This window comes from Kocuria gwangalliensis, from assembly GCF_039544365.1.
GTDB lineage: Bacteria > Actinomycetota > Actinomycetes > Actinomycetales > Micrococcaceae > Kocuria > Kocuria gwangalliensis.
Genome location: NZ_BAABLN010000009.1, coordinates 152,972 through 176,788 on the forward strand (window position 1 = coordinate 152,972; position 23,817 = coordinate 176,788).

The 23,817-nt window shown below is 64.6% G+C and carries 20 protein-coding genes; 11 read left to right on the forward strand and 9 right to left on the reverse strand.

The features are described 5' to 3' along the window. Positions 1-173: 173 nt before the first annotated feature. The 3 genes from ABEA06_RS04900 (at position 174) to ABEA06_RS04910 (ending at position 3,827) form a co-directional block, all read left to right on the forward strand. Positions 174-1,682 (forward strand): peptide MFS transporter, encoded by a 1,509-nt coding sequence (locus ABEA06_RS04900; RefSeq protein WP_303383582.1) that lies wholly within the window; start codon positions 174-176, stop codon positions 1,680-1,682. Positions 1,683-1,894: 212 nt separating this feature from the next. Then, positions 1,895-3,379: an APC family permease gene (locus ABEA06_RS04905; protein WP_345310769.1), complete on the forward strand. Its 1,485-nt coding sequence runs from the start codon at positions 1,895-1,897 to the stop codon at positions 3,377-3,379. A 34-nt stretch (positions 3,380-3,413) separates the two neighbouring features. Further along, the gene (locus ABEA06_RS04910; protein ID WP_345310770.1) at positions 3,414-3,827 is read left to right on the forward strand and encodes a universal stress protein; all 414 of its coding nucleotides are present in this window, start codon (positions 3,414-3,416) and stop codon (positions 3,825-3,827) included. 14 nt (positions 3,828-3,841) lie between these two features. Here the strand turns inward: ABEA06_RS04910 and ABEA06_RS04915 are convergent, their stop codons facing one another. After that, positions 3,842-4,699, reverse strand: coding sequence for a phosphatase PAP2 family protein (locus ABEA06_RS04915; RefSeq protein WP_345310771.1), 858 nt, complete (start codon positions 4,697-4,699; stop codon positions 3,842-3,844). A 224-nt stretch (positions 4,700-4,923) separates the two neighbouring features. Here ABEA06_RS04915 and ABEA06_RS04920 point away from each other — a divergent pair, with 224 nt between their 5' ends. The 5 genes from ABEA06_RS04920 (at position 4,924) to ABEA06_RS04940 (ending at position 10,447) form a co-directional block, all read left to right on the forward strand. Further along, complete coding sequence (locus ABEA06_RS04920; RefSeq protein WP_345310772.1) at positions 4,924-5,244, forward strand: glutaredoxin domain-containing protein; 321 nt, start codon at positions 4,924-4,926, stop codon at positions 5,242-5,244. A 39-nt stretch (positions 5,245-5,283) separates the two neighbouring features. Beyond that, positions 5,284-5,616: a carboxymuconolactone decarboxylase family protein gene (locus tag ABEA06_RS04925; RefSeq protein ID WP_303382089.1), complete on the forward strand. Its 333-nt coding sequence runs from the start codon at positions 5,284-5,286 to the stop codon at positions 5,614-5,616. Positions 5,617-5,762: 146 nt separating this feature from the next. Continuing rightward, positions 5,763-6,947: an ROK family transcriptional regulator gene (locus ABEA06_RS04930; RefSeq protein ID WP_345310773.1), complete on the forward strand. Its 1,185-nt coding sequence runs from the start codon at positions 5,763-5,765 to the stop codon at positions 6,945-6,947. A 158-nt stretch (positions 6,948-7,105) separates the two neighbouring features. Next, complete coding sequence (locus tag ABEA06_RS04935) at positions 7,106-8,536, forward strand: sugar porter family MFS transporter (protein ID WP_303382091.1); 1,431 nt, start codon at positions 7,106-7,108, stop codon at positions 8,534-8,536. A gap of 246 nt (positions 8,537-8,782) precedes the next feature. Then, complete coding sequence (locus ABEA06_RS04940; RefSeq protein WP_345310774.1) at positions 8,783-10,447, forward strand: thiamine pyrophosphate-dependent enzyme; 1,665 nt, start codon at positions 8,783-8,785, stop codon at positions 10,445-10,447. Between the two features lie 99 nt (positions 10,448-10,546). Here the strand turns inward: ABEA06_RS04940 and ABEA06_RS04945 are convergent, their stop codons facing one another. Beyond that, positions 10,547-11,812: an MFS transporter gene (locus tag ABEA06_RS04945; protein ID WP_303382093.1), complete on the reverse strand. Its 1,266-nt coding sequence runs from the start codon at positions 11,810-11,812 to the stop codon at positions 10,547-10,549. 124 nt (positions 11,813-11,936) lie between these two features. Here ABEA06_RS04945 and ABEA06_RS04950 point away from each other — a divergent pair, with 124 nt between their 5' ends. Then, complete coding sequence (locus ABEA06_RS04950; protein ID WP_345310775.1) at positions 11,937-12,938, forward strand: zinc-binding dehydrogenase; 1,002 nt, start codon at positions 11,937-11,939, stop codon at positions 12,936-12,938. Positions 12,939-13,017: 79 nt separating this feature from the next. Here ABEA06_RS04950 and ABEA06_RS04955 read toward each other — a convergent pair whose 3' ends face one another. The 4 genes from ABEA06_RS04955 to ABEA06_RS04970 all read right to left on the reverse strand — a co-directional run bounded on the left by ABEA06_RS04955 (position 13,018) and on the right by ABEA06_RS04970 (position 17,803). Further along, a complete protein-coding gene (locus ABEA06_RS04955; protein WP_303382105.1) occupies positions 13,018-14,436 on the reverse strand; it encodes a sensor histidine kinase in 1,419 nt (472 codons plus the stop codon). A gap of 2 nt (positions 14,437-14,438) precedes the next feature. Then, positions 14,439-15,122 carry a response regulator transcription factor gene (locus ABEA06_RS04960; protein WP_303382095.1) on the reverse strand — a complete coding sequence of 228 codons (684 nt, stop codon included), beginning with the start codon at positions 15,120-15,122 and terminating at the stop codon, positions 14,439-14,441. A 241-nt stretch (positions 15,123-15,363) separates the two neighbouring features. After that, positions 15,364-16,764, reverse strand: coding sequence for an MFS transporter (locus ABEA06_RS04965; RefSeq protein WP_312396530.1), 1,401 nt, complete (start codon positions 16,762-16,764; stop codon positions 15,364-15,366). A 418-nt stretch (positions 16,765-17,182) separates the two neighbouring features. Continuing rightward, on the reverse strand, positions 17,183-17,803 hold the full coding sequence (locus ABEA06_RS04970; RefSeq protein ID WP_312396533.1) for an alpha/beta hydrolase: 621 nt from the start codon (positions 17,801-17,803) through the stop codon (positions 17,183-17,185). A gap of 176 nt (positions 17,804-17,979) precedes the next feature. Here ABEA06_RS04970 and ABEA06_RS04975 point away from each other — a divergent pair, with 176 nt between their 5' ends. Further along, positions 17,980-19,767: an APC family permease gene (locus ABEA06_RS04975; protein WP_345310776.1), complete on the forward strand. Its 1,788-nt coding sequence runs from the start codon at positions 17,980-17,982 to the stop codon at positions 19,765-19,767. An 89-nt stretch (positions 19,768-19,856) separates the two neighbouring features. Here ABEA06_RS04975 and ABEA06_RS04980 read toward each other — a convergent pair whose 3' ends face one another. The 3 genes from ABEA06_RS04980 to ABEA06_RS04990 all read right to left on the reverse strand — a co-directional run bounded on the left by ABEA06_RS04980 (position 19,857) and on the right by ABEA06_RS04990 (position 22,789). Continuing rightward, positions 19,857-21,098, reverse strand: a complete 1,242-nt coding sequence (locus tag ABEA06_RS04980) for an MFS transporter (RefSeq protein ID WP_345310777.1) — start codon at positions 21,096-21,098, stop codon at positions 19,857-19,859. A 313-nt stretch (positions 21,099-21,411) separates the two neighbouring features. Then, a complete protein-coding gene (locus ABEA06_RS04985; protein WP_345310778.1) occupies positions 21,412-22,161 on the reverse strand; it encodes a rhomboid family intramembrane serine protease in 750 nt (249 codons plus the stop codon). An 85-nt stretch (positions 22,162-22,246) separates the two neighbouring features. Further along, the gene (locus ABEA06_RS04990; RefSeq protein WP_303382100.1) at positions 22,247-22,789 is read right to left on the reverse strand and encodes a peptidylprolyl isomerase; all 543 of its coding nucleotides are present in this window, start codon (positions 22,787-22,789) and stop codon (positions 22,247-22,249) included. 164 nt (positions 22,790-22,953) lie between these two features. On the opposite strand from ABEA06_RS04990, the gene ABEA06_RS04995 reads away from it, so the two are divergent. Next, a complete protein-coding gene (locus ABEA06_RS04995) occupies positions 22,954-23,817 on the forward strand; it encodes a hypothetical protein (RefSeq protein ID WP_303382101.1) in 864 nt (287 codons plus the stop codon).

Consider the following 23,817-nt stretch of genomic DNA (forward strand, 5'->3'; position numbering starts at 1 on the left):
CGTCGTCGAGAACACTCGGGTGGGGTAACGAAAACATGTCTCCAGCATAGAAAAGTTAAACGGCCCGGGACCGCCCATCTGAGCCCGACCGCCCGGCAAAACCGGACCGATCACAGGCGACAGGGCCCGGAAGTTTCGCGTTAGCTCCCCTAACAGGTGCAGAATTGGACGTTATGACACACAACACCCCGGGGGAACCGCGCGCCACAACCGTGCCGGTGACCCCCAATTCGCACATAGCTCCGCAAGATCCCAGCGGAAAAACATTCTTCGGCCAGCCGCGCATGCTGTCCCACCTGTTCAGCGTGGAGATGTGGGAGCGATTCTCCTTCTACGGCATGCAGGGCCTGGTCCTGTACTACATGTACTACGCCGTTACGGACGGTGGCCTCGGAATCCCCGAGAACGTGGCCGTGGGCATCGTGGGCGCGTACGGCGGTAGCGTCTACCTCAGCTCGATCCTGGGCGCGTGGGTCGCCGACCGACTGCTCGGTTCCGAACGGACCATGTTCTACTCCGCGCTGCTCATTATGGCCGGTCACATCTCACTGGCTCTGATCCCCAACGTGGTCGGTTTGGCCATCGGCCTGATTTGCATCGCCATTGGCTCCGGTGGCCTGAAAACCACGTGTGTCGACATGGTCGGCCACCTCTACGAGCGTGAGGATCCGCGCCGTGACGCCGGTTTCTCGCTCTACTACATGGGCGTCAACATCGGCGGTCTGGCCGGCCCGCTGCTGACCGGTGCCGCGTGGAACGCCTGGGGCTTCCACTTCGGTTTCGGTCTGGCCGCGATCGGCATGGCCATCGGTCTGATCCTCTACACGCGCGCTCGCCGCAAGCTCCCCCAGTCGATGCACCACGTGCCCAACCCGCTGCCCCGCTCGGAATACGGCAAGTGGATCGCCATTGCCCTGGCTGCCGTTGCCATCATCATCGTGGCCGCGCTACTCGGCCTCCTGAACGCAGCAAACCTCGCCAACGTCATCACCGTGGTGGTCATCGTGGCGGCCGTTGCGATCTTCGCCCTGTTGTTGCGCGACAAAGATCTCAGCTCGGACGAGCACTCCCGCGTGATGTCGTTCATCCCCATGTTCATTGCCACCGCGGCATTTTTTGCGCTGTTCCAGCAGCAGTTCACGGTGATCGCGATCTACGCGGACACCCGCCTCAACTTGAACCTCTTCGGTTGGGAAATGCCCCCGTCCTGGGTCCAGTCGATCAACCCCGTATTCATCATCCTGTTGGCACCCGTGTTCGCCGCCGTGTGGACCAAACTGGGTCGCCGTCAACCCACCACCCCGGTCAAGTTCGGTCTGGCGTTGCTGCTCATTGGCGCCGCGTTCCTGACCTTCCTGCCCATGGTGGGCCACGTGTCCGTTCCGTTGTTGTGGATCGCCTTGATCCTGCTGATCGCCACGCTCGGTGAGCTCATGCTCTCCCCCGTGGGCCTGTCCCTGACCACCAAGCTGGCTCCGAACAAGTACCCGGCGCAAATGGTCGCCCTGAACAACCTGGCGGTCTCGCTCGGTACCACGCTCTCCGGTGTGCTCGCGGTCTACTACACGACCGACACCGAAGGCACCTACTTCGGCACGCTGGGCATCATCACCGCGGTCCTGGGTATTGTCCTGCTCCTGCTGGCCAAACCCATCACGCGCCTCATGCGCGGCGTCCGGTAATTTCTTCGCCCACGACGACGCCGCTCCGGCCGTCGCGAGCGCCCCGTACCTCTCTGCGAGGTGCGGGGCGCTCTGCACATCGTGTTGCCCTAGGCAAGGGTGACGTGAATCGCCTACATTGACCTCACGTAGCAATTACGTTCGGCACCGCCTCACGACCCTCGGTCTCACCGCCGGTCGTGGACAGCGCCCATTTGTAGCAAGAGGTACTCATGAGCAACGAAACATCCCCCGGCCAAGGTGGCCCAGCGGCGTCGGCGGGAGTCAAAGGCAACGATCCGAGAACCGGCGAATCCCACGAGCTGAAACGGGTCATGGGGCCCGGCCTGCTGCTGTTGTTCATCGTGGGCGACATCCTGGGCACCGGTGTGTACGCACTGACCGGCAACATTGCCGGCGAAATCGGCGGTGCCGCCTGGGCGCCCATCCTGATCGCGTTCGTGGTGGCCACCATTACCGCGTTCTCCTACCTTGAACTGGTGACCAAGTACCCCGGCGCCTCGGGTGCCGCGCTGTACACGCACAAGGCCTTCGGCATCCACTTCATGACCTTCTTGGTGACGTTCGCGGTGCTGTGTTCCGGCCTGACATCGGCCGCTACCGCGTCGTCCGCGGTGGCATCCAACTTCGCCAAGGGCTTCCACCTGGATCTGAGCCCGTTCGGTATCACCGTGGTGGCCATGGTGTTCCTGGGCATCCTGGCGCTCATCAACCTGCGTGGCGTGTCCGAGTCCGTGAAACTCAACGTGGTGCTCACCTGCATTGAACTCACGGGTCTGCTGATCGTGATCCTGGTCGGTTTCTGGGCCGCGTCCCAGGGTAACGCGGACTTCAGCCAGACCGTGGTGTTCGAAACCTCCGAGGACAAGGGTATTTTCATGGCCCTGACCGCGGTGACCTCCCTGGCGTTCTTCTCGTTCGTGGGGTTCGAGGATTCGGTCAACATGGTCGAGGAGACCAAGGACCCCACCAAGAACTTCCCCCGCGTCATGCTGTTGGGCCTGAGTATCACCCTGGTGGTTTACGTTCTGGTCTCGATCTTCACCGTGGCGATCGTTCCCATCGGTCAGCTCGGCGAATCCACCACCCCGCTGCTGGACGTGGTCCGCATTGGCGCGCCCGGTGTTCCGATCGACGCCATATACCCGTTCCTGACCATCATTGCCGTGGCCAATACGGCGTTGATCAACATGCTCATGGCGTCTCGATTGCTGTACGGCATGGCTCGTCAGGGTGTGATTCCCGGCATTCTCGGCAAGGTACTTCCGGGACGCCGCACGCCGTGGACCTCCATCATCTTCACCACGGTGCTGGGCATGGTGCTCATCCTGATCGTCAACAACTTCATGGGTAAGTCCACGGCCTCCGCGCTGGGCGGCACCACCGCGTTGCTGCTGCTGGGCGTGTTCACCGTGGTCAATATTGCGGCAATCATCTTGCGCCGTGACAAGTCCCAGGAAAACCACGCGTACTTCCACGCACCCAAGGTGCTGCCCTACCTGGGCGCCATCACCTGTGCCTACCTGTTGGGCCCGTGGGCGCAGGATCCCATCGAGTATCAGATCGCCGTGATCCTCATTGGACTGGGTGTGGCCCTCTGGCTGCTGAACTTCCTGTACGACCGCCTGTTCACGGGCCGCCGCGCACGGTTCCATCACCCCGAAGATCTCGCGCACCTCGAAGACCCCGACCGCTAAACGCATCCGTTCCACACGCCCCAGGGAGACACCCATGAGCATTGTTGTCGGCTACCTGCCCACCCCCGCCGGACGCGCCGCCCTGCGGGCCGGCCTCGACGAAGCGAAACTGCGATCCAGCAAGTTGGTCATCGTCCAGGCCCCCGCGCCCAAGCAACGCTTCGGGCGCCCCGCTGAGCAGGCATCACCGGCTGCGGCGGCGGAGGATCAGGAACTCCTGGCCGAGAGTGGGATCGAGCATGAGCTGGTGTCCGTCCACCCGGACAGCGACCCCGCGGACGCCATCCTGGACGCGTGCGAACGCGTCACCGCCGAGTTGCTGGTCATCGGCACGCGCAAGCGCACGCCGGTGGGCAAGCTCATCATGGCACCCACCACTCAGCGCATCCTGTTGGAGGCCTCGTGCCCGGTGCTGTGCGTCAAAGCGGGTTACACCGTGGACGACTGATTCCTTCGGCCCCCTTAGGCCGCCCGGTCCTCCTCCGACTCGTCCAGGTCGAAGGCCGGGCGGTTTCTTTCCGCCGTCACGGTCTCGCTCCACGACGACGCCGCGGTCGAGCCAGTCGCGCCGCTCGTGACACGCGTATTTTGGGGAGCGGGCACCGTGGCGTCCGCCTGCGACCACCCGAAGCCGTATGCCAACGCCGGCACCAGTGCGTTCGCCAGGGAACCACCGATCATCACGCCCGCCCAGGCCACCGGGATGGAAACCAGCACGTCAAGCGGATAATGCGCTGCAGCGTATATTCGGCTTGCCCCCACAAGTGCCACGGCCGCCAACCCGAACCACAAAATCCGGTTGCGTTGGGAAGATCGGAAATTCACGAGCATGAGGGCCAAGACAATGGCCAATGCGCCACCGGTGTGTCCGGAGGGGAACGATGTGGCGCCTTCGAGATGGAGGAGCTGCTCGCCGGCCGGCAGGGACGGACGGGGGCGCTCCGCGGCGACCTTTACCAAACCAATGGCAGCCCAACCTGTGAGGGAGGTGATGAGGAAGGCCGTGGCATCCAAGGGTCTCCGCCGGAATACGGCCAACCACCCGGTGATCGTGGCAATGATCAACACGATGCCCGCGTTAGAGAACACCACGTGGATCGCCATCGCAAGGGCGTCAAAAGGTGCGTTGCGGTATTGGACGAGCCCCTCGAGCAACGCGGTCTCCCCGTGCGTGATTTCCGGTGAAACCACCAGCAATCGACCGACGGTCGCAACCAACAGCACCGTGACCAGAGGTACGGCCACTCGATGTTGCAACTGCGGCAAGCGCCACGGGGACCCGCCCGGCGAGGGGGAAGTTTTCTGCGCCGGATAGGTCATGGACCAATGGTGTCACTCAACACCGAATGATTGCTGACATCGCGAGTCAGCCGCTGCGAGCCTGAAGTTTTCACGTGAAACGAAAACAAGAATTTAACCCTTTAAAGTTTGTATTCTGGTTCTTGCATATTTAAAAAGTCTTGATTGTGACCCTGGACGGAATCGACTGTTCTACTCTGCCGTTATGACTGTGAACTGATCCGACCCAAGGAGGCACCATCCCCATGAACTCCCAGTACCCACAGGTCTCTCAAGACGATGCGCTCAAGCACATCGACAACAGTGGCGTAGCAATTTATTGGCGCCCCGGGTGCCCATTCTGCGAGCGCCTTGAATACAAGCTGGGTGAAGACGGCCAGAAGGCTACGTGGACCAATATTTGGGAAGATGCGGCGGCCAAGGAATACGTTGCGTCCCTGAACGACGGCAATTCCACGGTTCCCACCGTGGTCACCAAGGACACCCACTTCATTGCCGCGGATCCGGATGCCCCCGACCAGGTTCGTCAACTGCTGGCCAATGCCACCCCCGCGACCGCAGACTGAGACAGTCAGTACCGGTAATCGCAGAAAGCAGGATGACTCATGGCCGATCATTACCACTCCCCCGAAGACCTCAAGCTTCTGGGCGAGCTGAAGAAGCTCGCACCCGATGAGTTCACCAAATTCGCGGCCTTCGACGCAGCCATCGGCCGCGAGGGCGGTCACATCGACCCCCTGAACCGTGAGCTCATTGCCATTGGTGTCGCGCTGACCACCCAGTGCCCCTACTGCTTGGAGGTGCACACCAAGAAGGCCAAGGCCGCCGGTGCCACCCGCGAGCAGATCGTGGAGGCAGGAATGGTGGCCGCGGGTCTGCGTGCCGGCGCGGCCGTGACGCACACCGCCATGGCGTTGCGGTTGTTCGACGAAGCCTGAGCACGGTCACACCAGCCGGGTGAAGCCGCGCCGCCCGCATTGTGGGAGCGCGGCTTCGCCCTGTTGAGCTGGCTTTTTGTCTTCGAAAATCGAAGGCAGGCTACACTCCGGGGCAAGAGAATCTTCACAGGAAATTGAGGACGACGATGTCCCTGCACTCCACGACCGCTCGGAACGAGGCGGCCCCCGGCTCACAAACATCACTGCGTGTGGCCAATCAGCGCCGGGTGATCGAAACCATGCGCACGTTGGGCACCACCACCCAAGCCACCATTGCACGTGAAACTGCGCTGGCACCGTCCACGGTGTCGTCCATCGTTCATGAAATGGTGACCGCCGGGGTGCTCGCCATGGATTCATCGCACGGCGGGCGCCGCGGACAACTGGTCCAGTTCAGCGACGACGCCGGCTTCGTGGTGGGCCTCGATGTGGGCCACCGCCACCTCACCGTGGCCGTTGCGGATCTCAACCAGAACATCAAAGCACGTGAACGATTCGACCTGCCACGCGGCCATTCAGTGACCGAAGTGTTGGACACCGTAGATTCGACATTGGTCTCCATGGTTCGAAAGCTGAAGCTGTCCCGAGCCAAGCTGCTCGCCGCCGGACTGACCCTGCCCGCCCCGGTGGATCTCGAGGGACGCGTGGTGAGTGCGGGAGCGATCCTCCCGGCCTGGGCCGACACCGATGTCCGTGCGGCCGCCTCGATTCGACTGGGGCTTCCCGTCACGGTGGAAAATGACGCCAACGCGGGAGCCGTGGGAGAGTTTGCCCAGGGCAGGGGACGGGGCGTGCAGAACATGGCCTACATCAAGGTCTCCCACGGTGTGGGTGCGGGCCTGATCCTCAACGGTCGACTGTTCCGTGGCGCCACGGGATCCGCCGGGGAACTCGGCCACATGACCCTGGACGAACAGGGTGCTGTCTGCCGCTGCGGCAACCGTGGATGCCTGGAAACCTTCATCTCCTCCGAGGCCGTCCTCGGCCTTCTGGGCACCACCCGGGGTCCCGATTTCACGGTGGCGGACCTCGTCGACGCCGCCCTGGCCGGTGACGTCGGTTGCGCGCGAGTCATCGGGGACACCGGCCGCACCCTGGGCACCACCGTGGCCAACCTGTGCAACATCATCAATCCCGAGCTCGTGGTCGTGGGTGGCGAATTGGCGCGCGCCAATGATTTGTTGCTGGGGCCGTTACGGGAAATCGTGTCCCGCTACGGAGTGCAGGGCTGCACCCGGGACCTCACCATCAGCGCCGCTGAACTGGGCCCGGAGGCGCACCTCACCGGGGCCCTCATCATGGCGCTCGAGAATATTTCGCTACCTCTGTGAGACACAGCCAACATTTTTGTGTTCAAGACATGGACATTTAGTGATCTGAGTCCTAATCTTGATCCACTACCGGCAAGCCTTCTTCCGGCTAGCGTCCCCACCGCGTCCTATGCCTTGGGGCCCGCCTTCTTACTTCGTTACAGCAAGGGAGCTGCGCGATGAGCCAAGCAGCGCAAGCAGTACCGTCGGAGCGCCACGACGCGAACACCGGCACAGTCATCAGAATCACCACGGTCGCGGCCTTCGGTGGTCTGCTCTTCGGATACGACTCCGCCGTGATCAACGGTGCGGTGTCCTCCATTCAATCCCGTTTCGATGTGGGCCCCGGCCCCCTGGGCTTCGCGGTGGCTGCCGCCCTGTTGGGTGCAGCGGTGGGTGCCTTCTTCGGCTCGCGCATCGCGGACCGCACCGGCCGCATTCTGATCATGAAGATCGCTGCGGTGTTGTTCCTGGCCTCCGCGATTGGTTGTGGCCTGGCCAATGACATCACCACGCTGGTCATTTTCCGCGTGATCGGCGGCGTGGGCGTGGGTGTTGCCTCCGTGATCGCACCCGCCTACATCGCCGAGGTCTCCCCCGCACACCTGCGCGGGCGCCTGGGCTCTTTGCAGCAAATGGGCATTGTGCTCGGTATCTTCCTGTCGCTGCTGATCGACGCGCTGCTGGCGCACTGGGCCGGCGGTGCCGCGAACGAGCTGTGGCTGGGTCTTGAGGCCTGGCGTTGGATGTTCCTGGTCATGGCCGTCCCCGCGGTCATGTACGGCATCGGTGCCTTCACCATTCCCGAATCCCCGCGTTACCTGGTCTCCCGCGGTCGCGAGGACGAAGCCCACTCCGTGCTGACCAGCATCCACGGCGATCGGGTGGCCGAGGAACGCGTGGCCCGCATTCGCGAAACCATCAACAAGGAACACACCCCTCGCCTTGCCGATCTGCGTGGTTCTCTGGGTGGGCTCAAGCCCATCGTATGGGTCGGTATCGGCCTGGCAGCCCTGCAGCAGTTCGTGGGCATCAACGTGATTTTCTACTACTCCAACGTGCTGTGGGAGTCGGTGGGCTTCTCGGAGTCCGATTCGTTCGTGATCTCCGTGGCCACCTCCGTGACCAACGTGCTGGTGACCATTGTCGCAATCTTCCTGGTGGACAAGGTGGGTCGCCGACCGCTGCTGCTCGTGGGCTCGACCGGTATGGCCGTCTCGCTCGCGACCCTGGCCGTGGTCTTCGCAACCGCCAGTAAAGTCATGGTGGACGGCCAGCTCACCCCGGCCCTCGGCCCCGTGGCCGGCCCGGTCGCGCTGATCGCCGCCAACCTGTTCGTGATCTTCTTCGGCGTCTCGTGGGGTCCGCTCATGTGGGTTCTGCTGGGCGAGATGTTCCCCAACCGCATTCGCGGCGCCGCGCTGGCTGTGGCCGGCGCCGTGCAGTGGATCGCCAACTGGGCCGTCACCGTCACCTTCCCCGCGCTGTCCAACTTCTCGCTGGGACTGGCCTACGGCATTTACGCGTTCTTCGCGGTGGTCTCACTGATCTTCACCATCAAGATGGTCTCCGAGACCAAGGGCGTGGAGCTCGAGGACATGCACGACTGACGCCCCGTCACCCGACCACGAGCGCCCCGGTTCCGTACGCGAGTACGGAACCGGGGCGACGTCGTTCCCGCCGCCTGTCGCGCGGAACCACGGGAGGGTCATAGTTTGTCGAATTAACCAATATGGGGCCCCGATACGCCCGTCCCGCGCGTTCTCGGGTAGTTTCGACTCTGGTATTCGCGGACGATCCCCGTGGAATCGCCCACCATCTCCACGACTTTTCAATGGCGAAATGAGGACCTCACGGTGACCCAGAATTCTTCGGAACACTCCACAGCAGGACGTAAATCGGCCGGCCACGTGATCGTGGATTCACTCGTGGCCCACGGCGTGGAACGCGCCTACGTGGTACCCGGCGAGAGTTACCTGGATGTGCTGGACGGCCTCTACAAGTCCCCCATCAACACCGTGATCACCCGCCACGAGGGCGGTGCCGCCTACATGGCCGATGCGGACGGCAAGCTGAATCCCGTTCCCGGCGTGGCCATGGTCACTCGCGGCCCCGGCGCCGCCAACGCCCACGTGGGGCTGCACACCGCGTGGCAGGATTCCACCCCCATGGTGCTGTTCGTGGGCCTGATCCCCTTTGAGCACCGCGAGAAGGAAGCGTTCCAGGAATTCGATCCGCACCAGTGGTTCGCCTCCGGCGCCAAGCGCGTGATGGTTCTGGACCACGCCGAACGCGCCTCGGAGTATGTCGCTGAAGCCATGTTCGCCGCGGCGTCCGGCCGACCCGGCCCCGTGGTGGTCGGGCTGCCCGAGGACGTGATCACCCGCGAAATCGATGCGACCCTGCACCCGCGGATCCCCGTGGCCGGCGGCGGCATGACGGTGACGGATTGGAAAGCCCTGGAAAACGCGCTCAAGGAGGCCGAGAAGCCCCTGTTCGTGACCGGCGGTAACGACTGGACCCACGAGGGCGCCGAAAAGTTCACCCAGTGGCTCGAAGAGCGCCACATTCCCGCCGCCGCGGAGTGGCGCACCGAGGGAACCGTGCCGTTCAACTCCCCGTCCCACGTGGGCCCCATCGGCTACGGCCGCCCGCGCCCCACCTACGACCTGCTCGAGGAAACCGACCTCTTGGTGTTCGTGGGAACCGTGCCCGGCGACGTGATCACCAACGGCTTCCTGGTGCGTCAGGACTGGTCCAAGAAGAATTTCATCGTGACCATGGACCCGTCCATGCGTGGCCGCTCCGGTGCCGTTTCGCACCAGATTGTGGCCAAGCCGGACGTGTTCGTGCGAGACCTGGTGCGCATGGAACTCCCGGTCAAGGACGGGTGGAAGGACTGGTGCGCGCGCATGCGTCAGCAGCAGGTCGAGTTCGCCGAGCCCAAGGACGCCCAACCCGCTGACGGCCCGGCCACCATGGACACCATGATGGCCAACCTGGTGGCGACCCTGCCCGAGGACGCCATGGTGACCTTCGGCGCCGGCGAGCACACCAACTGGGCGCACCGCTACTTCCCGACCAACGGTTACGCGTCCATGATCTCGGCGCGCAACGGTTCCATGGGGTACTCGGTACCCTCCGCCGTGGCCGCCTCCCTGAACTACCCGGGCCGTCGCGTAATTTCGATTGCCGGAGACGGGGAGTTCCTCATGAACGGTCAGGAACTGGCCACCGCCGCCCAGTACGGTGCCACGCCGCTGGTCATCGTGATGGACAACCAGGAGTACGGCACCATTCGCACCCATCAGGAACGCCAGTACCCCGAGCGCGTGTCCGGTACGCAGTTGAAGAACCCGGACTTCGCGGGCATGGCCACCTCGTTCGGTGGTTTCGGTGTGCGCGTGGAGCGCGAGTCGGAGATCCCCGGTGCACTCGAGCAGGCCTATCAAGCGATCGACCAAGAGGGTAAGTTCGCGCTCATCCACTTGATCGTGGAACAGCGCCGCAAGGCATACTGAATCGAACATACAGCCAGGTCAGATTGCTGACGACGCCGCCCCCGGCACCTTTCGAGCGAAAGGTCCGGGGGCGGCGTCGTCGCGTTTCGCTCGGGTGGGCTACCGCAGCGGATGCTCGGCCTGGTCCTTGTGCATGCGGCCCGCGAATACCGCGACCACGCCGAGCAGAGGCGTCAGGACGGCCACACCCCAGAAGATCGCCTCCGGAGGCAGGATCTGCGAGACCGGCCCCGCCACCGCCATGGACACGGGCATGAGTGAGAGGGACACGAAGAAGTCCAGGGACGAGATACGGCCGAGCATGTGCACCGGCACGCGGCGCTGCAGCAACGTGCCCCAAATGACCTGCCCCGCGCCACCGGTGGCACCGAACACGCACAGGGCAATGGCCATGACCCACCAGGAATCGGTCATGCCCACCAGGCCGAAGGGCAGCGTGCCGAAGCCCCACAACCAGATCATGGTGGTCAGATAATGACGTGGCAGGGGCATGGACGCCGTGATCAGCGAACCCAGCGCCGTGGACACCCCGTACAGGCCGAGCATCGCGCCATAGCTCGCCACGGAACCGCCCAGCCGATCCACCACCAGGAACGGGACCAGGACTTCGAGCGGGCCGATGAACAGGAACACCGCGGTCATGGCCCACAGCAGGGTCCACAACAACCACGGTGTACGCACCGAGTAGAGGAACCCGTCCGCCAGATCCCGCAGGATCGACGTGGTCGGCACCGCCGTGGAACCCTGCGATTCTTCCTCCCCGAACCGGCCGGTCGTGGGAATGCGCAGGAACAACATCAGGGTGAAGGCCGCCGCGTGGCACACGGCAATCGCGACCACTGCGAGCGCGGGGAAGGCCAGACCCGCCAGGAAACCGCCCACCGCGGGGCCGGCGGCAATCTGCAACAGGGGCCTGGCGGTTCCTTCCACGCCGTTGGCGGCCAACAACTGGCTGGCGGGCAGGATCCGCGGCAACGCCGCCGAATAGGCGGGATAGAAGAACCCCAGAGCCCCCGCAAAGACGAACCCGGCAACGGCCAAGTGCCACAGGGCGAGGTTATCGGTCCAGGTCAGCAGCACGATCACGGCGGCGGTTAGCAAGTTGATTGCCTCGACGCAGCGCAGGATGAGACTCAACCGGACACGATCCGCGGTCACGCCGCCCACCAGGACAAAGGCGACCGCTCCCACGGCACCCGCAGCGGTGACCATGGACAGGTCCACCGCCGAGCCGCCCAGCGCCATCACCTTGGCAACCAGTGCCACCGCCCAGAGACCGGATCCGAACACGCTCATGCACATGGCAAATGCCAACACCGCGTAGGCGGGCGTGCCAAAGGGTTTGAGCGCGCGGGGAAGTGACATTTGGTCCACCCTATAAGTACCTGTCGGACCCGTGGTATCAGAACCGATCCCGCAGACGGGGGCGGCCCCTGAAGTACCGTTGAAATCATTAGCTTTTTCAGTCTCCCAGCAAAGGAGTTCCCCCGTGCGCGCAACCCACGTGCCCGAAACCGGCGTGATCACCGTGCGTGAGTGGCCCACGCCCCGGGCCACCGAGCCGGGAACGTTCGTGGTGCGGATGACGGCGGCGTCGGTCTGTGGATCGGACCTGCACGCGGCGCTGCACGGCACGCTGCACCCCATGGGTCCCGAGCGCGCGGGCTACCCGGGCCACGAGGGTGTGGGCGTGGTCGCGAAATCCAACTCCCAGAAATTCCCCGAGGGCACCGCGGTGCTGTGCGTTCCCCCGGGTGAGTTCGGCGGGGCCTTCGCCGAGTACATGCTCCTCGATGACGACCACGCGGTCGCGCTGCCCTTGGATCTGGACAGCAACGATCTCACCCAGATGCGCCGCTACATGATGGCCCAGCAACTGGGCACCTGCATTTACGCGTTCGACCTGTACTGGCCCACCGAGGTTCCCGCACGCACTGCCGGCACGTGCGTGATCATGGGCGCCGGTTCCGCGGGCTTGTTCTTCCTGCAGGACGCGAAGCGCCGCGGGTTCAAGCACATCATCGTGTCGGACAAGCAGCCCGCCCGTCTCGACATCGCGCGCACGCTCGGTGCTCGCACGGTGCTGATTCCGGACGAAGACCTCGGTGCCGTGGTCTCCGAGCTCACCGGCAACAAAGGCGCGGATCTGGTGATTGAGGCCGTCGGTTCGGATGAGCTGCGCACCCAGGCCGTGGGCATCGTGGCCCACCGCGGCATTGTGGGCTGGTTCGGTCTGTACGAGAGCTTCGAACCGACCCTCGTGCCGATCTTCGAGGTCTTCCGCAAGTGCGTGCGCCTACAGGGTTCCGTGGCAGCCCAGTCCGAGCCCGGTCTCAAGTCCTTCCATGAAGCAGTGCGTCGCATCCACGACGGCGAGGTGGACGTCGACTACTGTTTGGGCCCCACCCACACCCTGGACCAGGTGGCCGAGGTGCTCCGCATTGCCGAACGCGGCGGTGAAGGCCAGGTCAAGTTCACGATCGTCCCGTAACCCCGCCCCGCTCGCCCGCCGACGCCGCCCGGGAGACTCGATCAGGGCACCGAGCGACGGCTTTGCCAGACGGTGGCCGCTACGACGCGTCCCGCGGGAGGGGCAGGGTCACCGTAAAGCGACATCGACCGTGTGAGTCCTCGCCAACCGATATGGAACCACCATGGGCGCGCACGATCTCGCGACTGATGGCCAAGCCCAGCCCGGAACCCCCGGTGTCGCGAGCGCGCGAGGCGTCCAGCCGGACGAACCGCTCGAAGACCTTCTCCTGATCCTCGGGCGCAATGGCGTCTCCGTCATTGGTGACGGTCAGCACCGCGTTCCTGGCCACCGTGCTGAGGCGAACCTCGATCAGCGATTCCGCATGGCGGCCCGCGTTGGACAGCAGGTTCCGCACCACTTGTTGCAGTTTGGACGCGTCCGCGCGCAACCGCACCGGTTCGATGTAGACCGTCAGATCTTGCCGGAGCGCCGGCCTGATGCGGGCGATCTCCTCGGAGACCACCTCGTCCATGTCGGTGTCGGCCACGCGCATGTCCAGGCCGGCGTCGTCGGCGCGCGCGAGCGTCAGGAGGTCCTGCACCAGCTGGCCCATACGCTGTGACTGGGAAACGAGCACCGGCGACAGTTCCTGCCAGGTCTCCCCGGAGGGATCGTTGCGGGCCACGTCCAATGTGGCGGACAGCGTGGCCAACGGCGAACGCAGCTCGTGCGAGGCATCGGCCACGAAGCGCCGTTGCGCCAGGTCCGAAGCCTGGAGCCGGTCGAGCATCGCGTTCATGGTCGACGCCAGCTGAGCGATCTCGTCCCGGGTGGGTGGCACGTCCACGCGTTCGTCCAGATTGGCTCCGCCAATGGTGCGCACCTGATCGGTGATACGCCGCACAGGTCGCAGGGAACGCCCGGTGAGCCACCACATGGTCAACGCACCCAACAGCACCAGGAGCGGGCCCACGGCCAGCACGAAGATCGCGACCACGGTGAGGGAGCTGGTCTGCAGGTTCACGGGAACCGCAACGACCAACGTGTGTGGTTCGTCGTTGACCACGATGCCTTCGGAGACGTAGACGAAATCATTCGGGATGCGCAGCAGCGAGTCGTTGTCCGTGCGTGATTCGAACGTGTCTCCGGGGGTGAGAACCGGCGAGTTCAAGTCGATGTCCCCGGACATCGGGGGTGAAGAGGCCACCACCGAGCCCTCCTGATCGGTGAGCTGCACCAGCACGCCGGGCTGGCCGACCGCGCGGAGCAGATCGGCGGGATCCGCGCGGGACCACACGTAGATCACGCGGCCGTCGGGGGGTCCCTGCTCATCCACCAGCCGCGAGAGCACCTGCTGCTGGCTCGTCACCGCTTGGTCATGGGCGGTGGACACAATGTTGCGCTTGAGTACCTCCAACAGCAGCACACCGGACAGCACCAGCACCACGATCATGAGCAGAGCGGCCGCCGCCGTGGTCTTGCGCCGCACGCCCCAGCGACTGCGAACGCCCTTCATGCTCACGGCGCGGGGGTGTCCGCAACCAGCCGGTACCCCATACCGCGTACGGTCTGCAGGGTATTGAGGCCAAAGGGTACGTCAATTTTCTTGCGCAGGTACCCCACGTAGACCTCCACAATGTTCTCCGAACCCTCGAAGGCGGCGTCCCACGCGTTGTCCATGATCTGCAGTTTGGACACCACCGTGTCCGCGTTCTGCATGAGGTACTGCAGGATCACGTATTCCTTGGCGGTCAGCTCGATGACCGCGTCCCCCCGGGTGACCTTGTGCCGGGTCGGGTCCAGCTCCAGACTGCCCACGGTGATGTTGACCGGCCGTTCGGGGGCACCGCGGCGCATGAGCGCTCGCAATCGGGCCACCAGGACCATGAAGCTGAACGGTTTGGTCAGGTAGTCGTCCGCACCGAGGTCGAACGCGTCGGCCTCGTCGTACTCGCCGTCCTTGGCGGTCAACATGAGCACGGGCGTCCAGTTCTTCTCGGCGCGGATCTCCTTGAGGATTGTGTACCCGTTCTTTCCGGGCAGCATGAGATCCAGCACGATCACGTCGTACGGGTTCTCATGGGCCAACCACGCACCAGTGACGCCGTCGTTGGCCACATCCACCACGAACCCCTCATTGATGAGTCCGCGGCGCAACGACTCCGAGAGGTCCACTTCGTCATCGACGATCAACAATCGCATATTTATTCCTTCGTCAGTTCATGTCCATGCCGCTTGGCCACCACGGTATTCCAGAGTCCGGCCGCGACACAGCACCTGGGATGTGCCGTGGGAGCCGCGCGGATCAGATCGGGCGGGGCGCGGGAGCCCCGGTGAGAACCAACGGGGCGTCACGGCCGTGACCGCAGACAGACTCTGGTTGCGTGAGACCAGAATGCTCCCCGTTCACTGAAAGGAATCTGAGCGCGGCCTCCACGTGGGCTCACCGGGTGGTGGTCCGTCCCGTGCCCGTTCGAGCGCGGTAGCGCATATCCGCCACGGCCACGACCAGGGCCGCGATGACCGCCAGGGCCGTGGCCGCGAAGCCCGCCGTAATGGCCTGTCCCCAGTCGGTGTGGGCCAGCACGCTGAAGGACACCGCGGTGATCATGGCGATCCCGATCGAGGTGCCGATGCGTTGGCCCGTCTGCATGATGCCCCCGGAGCTGCCGGCGTACTCCACGGGCACCTCGGCCAGCGTGAGGGTTTGATTGGGGCTGACCACCGCGCCCTGTCCCAGGCCCACGAACGCCAGGGTGGCCAACAACCACCATTCGCTGACCAACCCGTGTTCGCGCAACTGGATGATCATGACACTGAGGGTAAGGCCGACCAGGACACTGAGCATCCCGGCCACCACGACCTTGCGCCCCAATCGCAGCACGTGCCGCCCGGCCCAGTTGGAGGCCACGGCACTGGCCACGGCGTTGGGGAGCCCGATCATTCCACTCTCCAGGGCGGTGTGACCCAACCCCTCCTGCATGTACTGGGCCACGAGCACCCAGATGCTGGTGATGCCCAGGAAGTACAGGCCGATCAGAACCGATCCGTGCAGGAAGCTGCGCACACGGAAGATCGACAGATCCACCATGGGGCTGTGTCCGCTCTGCTTGTGTTTTTTCTCCCATACCGCCCAGCCGCCCAGCAGCAGCAAACCCACGGGTAGCAGGGCCCACACCCACGCTGAGGCCGCCGTGCGCGCTTCCATGAACGGCAACAGCAGCGCCAGGATGGCCAGTCCCAGGACCACGGCGCCCACGGGGTCCAGCTCTCGCAGTGTCTTCCCCAGGCTCTGCCCGCGTGTGCACTTGAACAGGGGTTTGGGGAACCACAGGAACGCCAGAACCAGGGCCAGGATGCCCACGGGAACGTTGACCAGGAAGATCCAGCGCCAGCCCTCACTCGGGCCGCCGATCTGGATGAGCAGACCGCCCAACAGTGGGCCAACCCCAACGGAGATCCCCACCATGCTGCCGAACATTCCGAAGGCCTTACCGCGTTCGGCTCCCCGGAAGTACTGCTGGATCATGCCAATGCCCTGCGGGTTGAGCAGCCCGGAGCCCAGGCCCTGCACGAAGCGCGCCACCGTGAGGGTGGTGGGGTCACCGGCCATTCCCGCCGCCACCGAAGCCACGGTGAACACCACCACGCCCGCAATGAACATGAACCCCCGCCCGAAGATGTCCCCCGCACGGCCCGCGGCCACGAGCACCACACCGAAGGTCAACGCGTAACCGGAGAGCACCCACTGCAATTGGGATTGACTGGCGCCCAGGCCTTCCTGGATGGAGGGCAGACCCACGTTGAGGATGCTCACGCCCACCAGGGACATGAAGATTGCCACGAGAAGTACGGCCAGGATGCGCCAGCGGCGCGGATCCGGCTGGTCGGTGCCCCCAGCGGCGTCGCCCCCGGAAGCCGGGCCGGTAGTGCGATGGGGGCCCGTGGTCGGAGCGGAAGGGCAACGATCGACGTGGGAAGTCGAGGCGCGGCTGTCGTGGGCGGGTGTATCGGAGGATGAGTGGCGGCCCATGGTGTGGTTGACGTCTTTCTGTCGTGGCCGGTGGGTGAACTGTGTTCCCCGCAGAAGAAGCGTGTCGGCACCCTGCGCCGACGACTCCGGGACTTCACGCCCGGCCGGGGAAAGTCGCGCGCGGGCCTGCGTCCGGCACAGCAGCCTTCTCCCAGACATCAGCAACGCGCGGAGTCGGGAGTTCATTCCACCCCCATGGCCTGGACCGCGCGCCCATCGCTGCGTGATCTCAGAGGCCCACAAGTTCCAGGACATGCCCTCGGGCCACCGACCACGCCGGATGGTCGGGCACGGTCCAGGAGTTGTGGTCCGCGTTGGCCACCACGGACAGTTCTGCCGGATCATGCCCGGCCGTGGCAGCTGAGACATAGTCCCGGGCCTGATGCGCGGGTATCAGGTCGTACACGCCGGCCATCGACACGCATCCGAGCGGCTTCACGGTGGGATGCGCCCCGACCTGATCTTCCTCGAGCTGGGAGCGCGACGCCGCCCACGTGGCCAAATGCCCACCCGCGCTGTGCCCGAGCAGCACCGTGCGTTGCCCGTCGAGGTCCACGGGTGCGTGCTCCGCGAGGTGCGGAACGAAGTCAACTCCCGCGGCGACATCGTACCCGGCCGCCGGCCAGCCCGCACGGGCCGGGCCACGATCCCTCTGATCGGGATGAATGGTCCCCCGGTAAGTGATGGCCCACACCGCCACCCCGTACGGCCCGGTGGTCACTCCCGGTTTCTCTGCGGCGCCGCAACCGGCGAGCGCAGCGTCGGCGCCCGCGCCCGCGCCCAGAACGGCAACACCCAAAGCGCCCCGGAACACCGCCCGGCGGCTCAGCTGCGCAGACTGATCGGCCATGTCGTCCCCGGCACCTCCACGAATCCCCGCGGATCACGCGCCATCTCACCGGTGTGCGACACCCGCGAGAAGAATATGCTGTCAGATACCACCCAGCGTACGGGCACGCTCCGTGGCCCACGGAGGCACGCGGTGCAACAGAAACACCTCGCGTGCCCACGCCTCGGAGGATTGTCATGACCACTGCGGTTTTTCACCGGTTCCGAGCCTGGTTGTTCGCAGACCAGGAGAACTCGGCGGCCTACCACGGGCCGCATCAACGCCCGCGTGAAGACACACGAACCCGCCCCTGGTGGGCCGTGATGTGCCTGTCCGGTGTGGACTATTTCTCCACGCTGGGTTACCAGCCCGGCATTGCGGCCCTGGCGGCCGGTTCGCTGGCTCCCGTTGCGACACTCGTGTTGGTGCTCGTCACCCTGTGCGGTGCCTTGCCCGTGTACCGCTGGGTTGCCGCGGTCAGCCCCCACGGCGCGGGGTCCATCCGCATGCTGGAGAAACTGCTCCCGCGGTGGAACGGCAAGATCGCGGTGCTCGTGCTCCTGGGATTTGCGTGCACCGACTTCATGATCACCATCACCCTGTCCTCCGCGGACGCCGCAACCCATTTGGTGGACAACCCGGTCATGCCACTGCACGGCAACGATGCCAAGTTGTGGATCACCTGTGGTCTGATCACGCTGCTCGCCGCCGTGTTTCTGAAGGGGTTTCGCGAGGCCATTGCCCTGGCCGTTTTCCTGGTCCCCATTTACCTGGCCCTCAATGTCGCGGTCATGGCGGTGGGGTTCGAGCGCATCCTGACCCATCCCGAGGTTCTGAGCGGCTGGGCGTCCGCGGTGACCACCCAGCACTCCAATCCCTGGACGGCCCTGCTCCTGGCGGTTGTCGTGTTTCCGAAACTCGCCCTGGGCATGTCCGGATACGAGACCGGAGTCTCGGTCATGACGCAGATCCACCCGGGGTCCACTGCCGACGCCGCCAAGGCCGGCCACGGCGCCGTCGCCGGCCGCATCAGAGGCGCCCGCAAGATGCTGACACTGGCCGCCGTGATCATGGCCGTCATGCTCCTGTCTTCGTCCATGGTCACCACTCTGCTGATTCCCCCGCAGGAATTCGCGCCCGGCGGGCGGGCCAACGGTCGCGCACTGGCGTACGTGGCGCACGAGTACATGGGGCCCGTCTTCGGCAGCGCATACGACCTGTCCACCATCCTGATCCTGTGGTTCGCCGGGGCCTCCGCGACCGGGGTGCTGGTTCTCATGACCTCCGCGGCGCTCGCGGTCACGCTGTCCGCCGGACATCGTGGCCGCCCGCGCCTCGCCCGGGGGTACGGACTGATCACGGCAGTGTTCCTCTACACGACCGTGGCCAACGTGGTGGAACGCCCGGACGGCATCAAGATCGCGGCGGTCTTCGTGTTCTGCATCCTGGTGATTTCCTTCGCCTCGCGCGTGTGGCGCGCCTCGGAGTTGCGCATCACGGACCTCCGCGCCGATTCCGCCCTGCGTACCTCGATGACCGCTTCTCGCGGCCGCGCCGTCCAGTTGATTCCGCGCAACCCCGACCCTCAGGGCGTGGACGAGGACTACCAGCAAAAACTGTCCGTCGAGCGCCGTTCTCAAGCCCTGGTCGAGGATTCGGATGTGTGGTTCGTGGAGGTCAAACTGCGCGATCCGTCCGATTTTTCGGACAAGGTCTCCCTGGTCTCACGCACCGTGTGTTCGCACCACATCATTCACGTGGACGGCTCCTCCGTTCCCACGTGCCTCGCGGGGGTCGCCCTGTGGGTTCGCGATCAGACCGGTGTGCCACCCCACGTGTATCTCGAGTGGTCTTCGGGCTCACCCGTGCGTAATTATCTGCGGTTTTTGCTGTGGGGCCAGGGCCAGACCGCCACGGTGGTTCACGAAATCCTGCGGCGCGCCGAGCCCGACGACGCCGCTCGCCCCGTTGTCCACGTGATGTGACGTGACGCGCGTGGTTACGTTCCCCATCAGGGTTACTCGCCGGCTCCGTGCGGCGCACCACGAGTGACTACGGGTGAAACGACCGGTGGTCAGTTGGTTTCTGGTTCCGGAGCGGCCATCTCGACCGTGATTCGATGGCGCCGTGCCAGCCCCTTCTGCCGCTTGGCTCCGTAGAGGGCGAGCAGTCCGCCCACTATCACCAGGGCGCACGCGACGAGTGCCGGCGAGCGGTAGCCGAAGCCCGCAGAAATCACCGCGCCACCCAGTACGGCGCCAATGGAGTTGGCCACGTTGAAGGCCGAGTGATTCAGGGATGCGCCCAGCAAACGTGCGTCACCGGCGGCGTCGATGAGCCAGCTCTGGATGGACGGCATGACGAACGAGTTGGCCAGGCCCATGGCTAGGCCCGCCACGAAGATCCCCACGGGATTACCCACGAGAGCCCACACGGCCAGCATGACCAGTGCGAGCACCGGGAACCCGGCAATCATGGATTGTTTAGGGTAGCGATCAGCGCTGATGCCACCGGCGATATTGCCCACCGTCATGCCCACGCCCACGGTCGCCAGCAACCACGGCACCGCGCCACCGGGCAACCCGGCCAGTTCGCGGCTCATCTGGGTGAGATAGCTGAAGATCGCGAAGAACCCACCGAAACCGATTGCGGCAACACCCATGACGATCCATACCTGCCCGTACCGAAGTGCAGACAGCTCACCCCTGCGGCTCGCTCCGGCAATGGGGCGTTGGGACGGCACGGTGAGCCACAGGGCGGCCAGGGTCACCAGGAACACCACCGCCACGGCAATGTACGCCGCACGCCATCCGAGGGCCTGACCCAGCGTGGTCATGGTGGGAACGCCCACCACGTTGGCCACGGTGAGTCCGGACAGCGCCAGTGCAACGCCCTTGGCCTGATTACCGGGGCCCATCACGTCCGCAGCGACGAGCGATGCCAGACCGAAGTACGCGCCGTGGGGCAAGCCGGCCAGGAAGCGCATGACCATCAAGGCCTCGAACTCCGGTGCCACCGCGGAGGCCGCGTTGCCCCCCAAGAGAGCCACCGCCATCACCAGGAGCATGGTGGTCCGGGACGCGCGTGCCACGAGCACAGAAATCAGTGGTGCACCCACCACGACACCCAGGGCGTAGGCGCTGATCAACCAGCCGGCCTGGGCAATGCCCTGCTCGGGCGCCGTGGCGTACGTCTCGCCCAACATGTCTTGCGCCATCTGCGGTAGCAACCCCATGGAGACGAACTCCGTGCACCCGATACCGAATCCGCCCAGGGCAAGTGCGAACAGGGCGAGCCTGCGACGGGCGGGAGTCATTGGGGGCATGCGAGCAGAGCCTTTCGAAGGGTGGGTTTTAACGCGGAGTATTGAGGCGCGTCTACCAAGGTGCCGGTTTTTGTTCACGGGGTGAACTACTTGTGGTGCGATTCACTCGCACGTGTGCTTCTCCCCAGCCGGTGCACAAGAGTTATCCACAGGTGTGGAGAACATTGTGCATATCCCGAACAACATGTACTTCACGGGGGTCGCAAGCCGCGCGGTCCCGGTATCCACAGGGTTGTTCACAGTTGTGGAATTACATGTCTGTAAGTTGTTAACAGGTGTGGACAACCCCTGTGGACAAGCTTTATCAACGCCGCTTTCGTAGCCCCGGAAGCATACCCAAGGACACCAGTGCGCCCACGATCAGGCCGCCCACGTGGGCCTGCCAGGCAATCCCGCCCACCAGGAATCCGAACGCCAGGTTGATCCCGATGAGCACCACGATGGGCGTGATGCTGCGCTTGAAATGACGCATGAAAATGAACACCGCCCCGAACAATCCGAAGACACCGCCCGAGGCCCCGATCACCAGGACATTGGGTTGGCCCAGCAGCAGAACTCCCAGGGAGCCACCCAGGACGGAGAGAACAAACAGCACGACCATCCGCCACGCCCCCAGTAGTGGTTCGAGCATCCGACCGAACAGATAAAGGGTGTACATGTTCAGCAACAGGTGCACGGGTGACGGCATGGAGTGCACGAAGCCCGAGGTGAGCATGCGCCATGGCTGGGAGCTGGTCAGGACCGGCGCGTACCCCAACATGGAGGCCAGGTTGTAGGGCGTGGCTGCGTAGACCAGCCATTGGAGACCCCATACGGCCACGCACAGCCCAATGATTACCCAGGAGGCCGGCATGTCGCCCCCGCGGCGGCGTGGAACACCGCGACCACCGCGCTGCTGAGGCGACCGCGGAGAGCGAGCAGGCTCGAGCGGGTTGCCCGGACCGGGGCCAGCCTGTGGGCCCGAAATGTACTGACCGTATTGCGGGGCAGGAACGGGCCGATCCCGCCACGGGCCCTGCGGGTCATCCTGGTTCTCTCGAGGACGCTCATTCATGTCTGCTCCCGTATATCTACTGGTCATATCCACAACAAAGCCCACCCGGTCAACGGGTGGGCCTTGGCTGCGAAAAGCTTCTGGGTCAGAGCTTCTCGACGTCGATGGAGGTGATCACGGCGTCCTCCACGGGGCGGTCCTGACCGCCGGTGCGAACGTTGTTGAGCTCGTCGACGACCTTCTTGGAATCGTCATCTGCTACCTCACCGAAGATGGTGTGCTTACCCTGCAGCCACGTGGTGGGTGCGGTGGTGATGAAGAACTGGGACCCGTTGGTTCCGCGTCCGTTACGCAGACCGGCATTGGCCATGGCCAACATGTAGGGCGCGTTGAAATTCAGTTCCGGGTGGATCTCGTCGTCAAAGTTGTACCCGGGTCCACCGATTCCCTGACCCAACGGGTCACCGCCCTGGATCATGAAATCCTTGATGATGCGGTGGAACACGATGTCCTTGTAGAGGGGACCGTTCTGCTTCTCACCGGTGCGGGGATCGGCCCATTCCTGGGATCCGTCCGACAGGCCGACAAAGTTCTTCACGGTCTTGGGCGCATGGTTACCGAAGAGTTCCACCACGATGTCGCCGTGGTTGGTGTGGATGGTCGCCTTGTGTGTGGCAATAGCAGTCATGGTGCCATTGTGGCACGCTCCCCGGTGTGCGCCAGGGCGCCGGGAGTCGTTCCGCGCACAGTGAAAAGCCCGTGAATCCGCTGATTGGGCCCTTCTGGGCTACGCAACAGCCCGTATGATGATTGTGGAGCTTTTTAATGTCACTACTTCAGGAGGGACACGTTATGAGCTTGTTCAAGAGCGAAAACCAGAAGAAGGCCAAGGCAGCCCAGAAGGGTGCCGAGGGAAAGGTCGTGGACGCCGGTGCATGGCTGTCCAACGAAATCGGTCACCTGGGTACCAAGCTGCAGCACGGTGTGGAGACGGGCGCTTCCGCCCTGGCCACCGGAGTTCAGTCATCGGGCCCCTACGTCCAGGAGGGCCTGGGTAAGGCTCAGGACCTGAGCGACACCGTAAAGGCTCGCGGTGAGAAGGCCGCCGCAGCCGGTGCAGCCGCTGCCGCTCCCCTGGCCGCCAAGGCGGCAAAGAACACCGCCAAGGGCCGCGCCGCAGCTCAGGGCAAGTACGACGGCGCCGTGGCTGCTCTGGCAGCCAAGGTCGCGGATGCAGACACCTCGGACCAGTTCGACGCTCTGATCACCAAGCTCACCGGTGACAAGAAGACCGTCAAGCGCATCCAGAAGGCTGCTCGCAACTCCGCCAAGGAGTACGCCAAGAAGCAGAAGAAGGCCCAGGGTGGCAACAAGGGCCTGTTGATCCTCGGTCTCATCACCGCCGGTGCCGTGGCAGGCGTGGCCGCGTGGCGCGCTTCCCGTCCGGTCCAGGATCCCTGGAAGACCCCGGCCACCACGTCACCGCGCGTGTCCGCTTCCCCGGTCAACAACTCCACCACCGTGGCCGCAGGTCAGGGTGCCAAGGTTGATGACGTCAAGGATCCCACGTCGTCCGTGAACGACCAGGGCGCTGCGTCCCAGGCTGCTCACCGCGCATCCGACGGCGCCAAGTCCGTCGCTGAAGATGCCAAGCAGACCGTCAACGAGGTCAAGGAACAAATCAAGGGTTCCAAGCCCGAGGACAACAACAAGTGA

Coding starts and splice junctions, on each gene's coding strand:
- ABEA06_RS04900 (WP_303383582.1), top strand. CDS start 174: ATGACACACAACACCCCGGGGGAACCGCGCGCCACAACCGTGCCGGTG.
- ABEA06_RS04905 (WP_345310769.1), top strand. CDS start 1,895: ATGAGCAACGAAACATCCCCCGGCCAAGGTGGCCCAGCGGCGTCGGCG.
- ABEA06_RS04910 (WP_345310770.1), top strand. CDS start 3,414: ATGAGCATTGTTGTCGGCTACCTGCCCACCCCCGCCGGACGCGCCGCC.
- ABEA06_RS04915 (WP_345310771.1), bottom strand. CDS start 4,699: ATGACCTATCCGGCGCAGAAAACTTCCCCCTCGCCGGGCGGGTCCCCG.
- ABEA06_RS04920 (WP_345310772.1), top strand. CDS start 4,924: ATGAACTCCCAGTACCCACAGGTCTCTCAAGACGATGCGCTCAAGCAC.
- ABEA06_RS04925 (WP_303382089.1), top strand. CDS start 5,284: ATGGCCGATCATTACCACTCCCCCGAAGACCTCAAGCTTCTGGGCGAG.
- ABEA06_RS04930 (WP_345310773.1), top strand. CDS start 5,763: ATGTCCCTGCACTCCACGACCGCTCGGAACGAGGCGGCCCCCGGCTCA.
- ABEA06_RS04935 (WP_303382091.1), top strand. CDS start 7,106: ATGAGCCAAGCAGCGCAAGCAGTACCGTCGGAGCGCCACGACGCGAAC.
- ABEA06_RS04945 (WP_303382093.1), bottom strand. CDS start 11,812: ATGTCACTTCCCCGCGCGCTCAAACCCTTTGGCACGCCCGCCTACGCG.
- ABEA06_RS04955 (WP_303382105.1), bottom strand. CDS start 14,436: ATGAAGGGCGTTCGCAGTCGCTGGGGCGTGCGGCGCAAGACCACGGCG.
- ABEA06_RS04960 (WP_303382095.1), bottom strand. CDS start 15,122: ATGCGATTGTTGATCGTCGATGACGAAGTGGACCTCTCGGAGTCGTTG.
- ABEA06_RS04970 (WP_312396533.1), bottom strand. CDS start 17,803: ATGGCCGATCAGTCTGCGCAGCTGAGCCGCCGGGCGGTGTTCCGGGGC.
- ABEA06_RS04975 (WP_345310776.1), top strand. CDS start 17,980: ATGACCACTGCGGTTTTTCACCGGTTCCGAGCCTGGTTGTTCGCAGAC.
- ABEA06_RS04980 (WP_345310777.1), bottom strand. CDS start 21,098: ATGACTCCCGCCCGTCGCAGGCTCGCCCTGTTCGCACTTGCCCTGGGC.
- ABEA06_RS04985 (WP_345310778.1), bottom strand. CDS start 22,161: ATGAATGAGCGTCCTCGAGAGAACCAGGATGACCCGCAGGGCCCGTGG.
- ABEA06_RS04990 (WP_303382100.1), bottom strand. CDS start 22,789: ATGACTGCTATTGCCACACACAAGGCGACCATCCACACCAACCACGGC.
- ABEA06_RS04995 (WP_303382101.1), top strand. CDS start 22,954: ATGAGCTTGTTCAAGAGCGAAAACCAGAAGAAGGCCAAGGCAGCCCAG.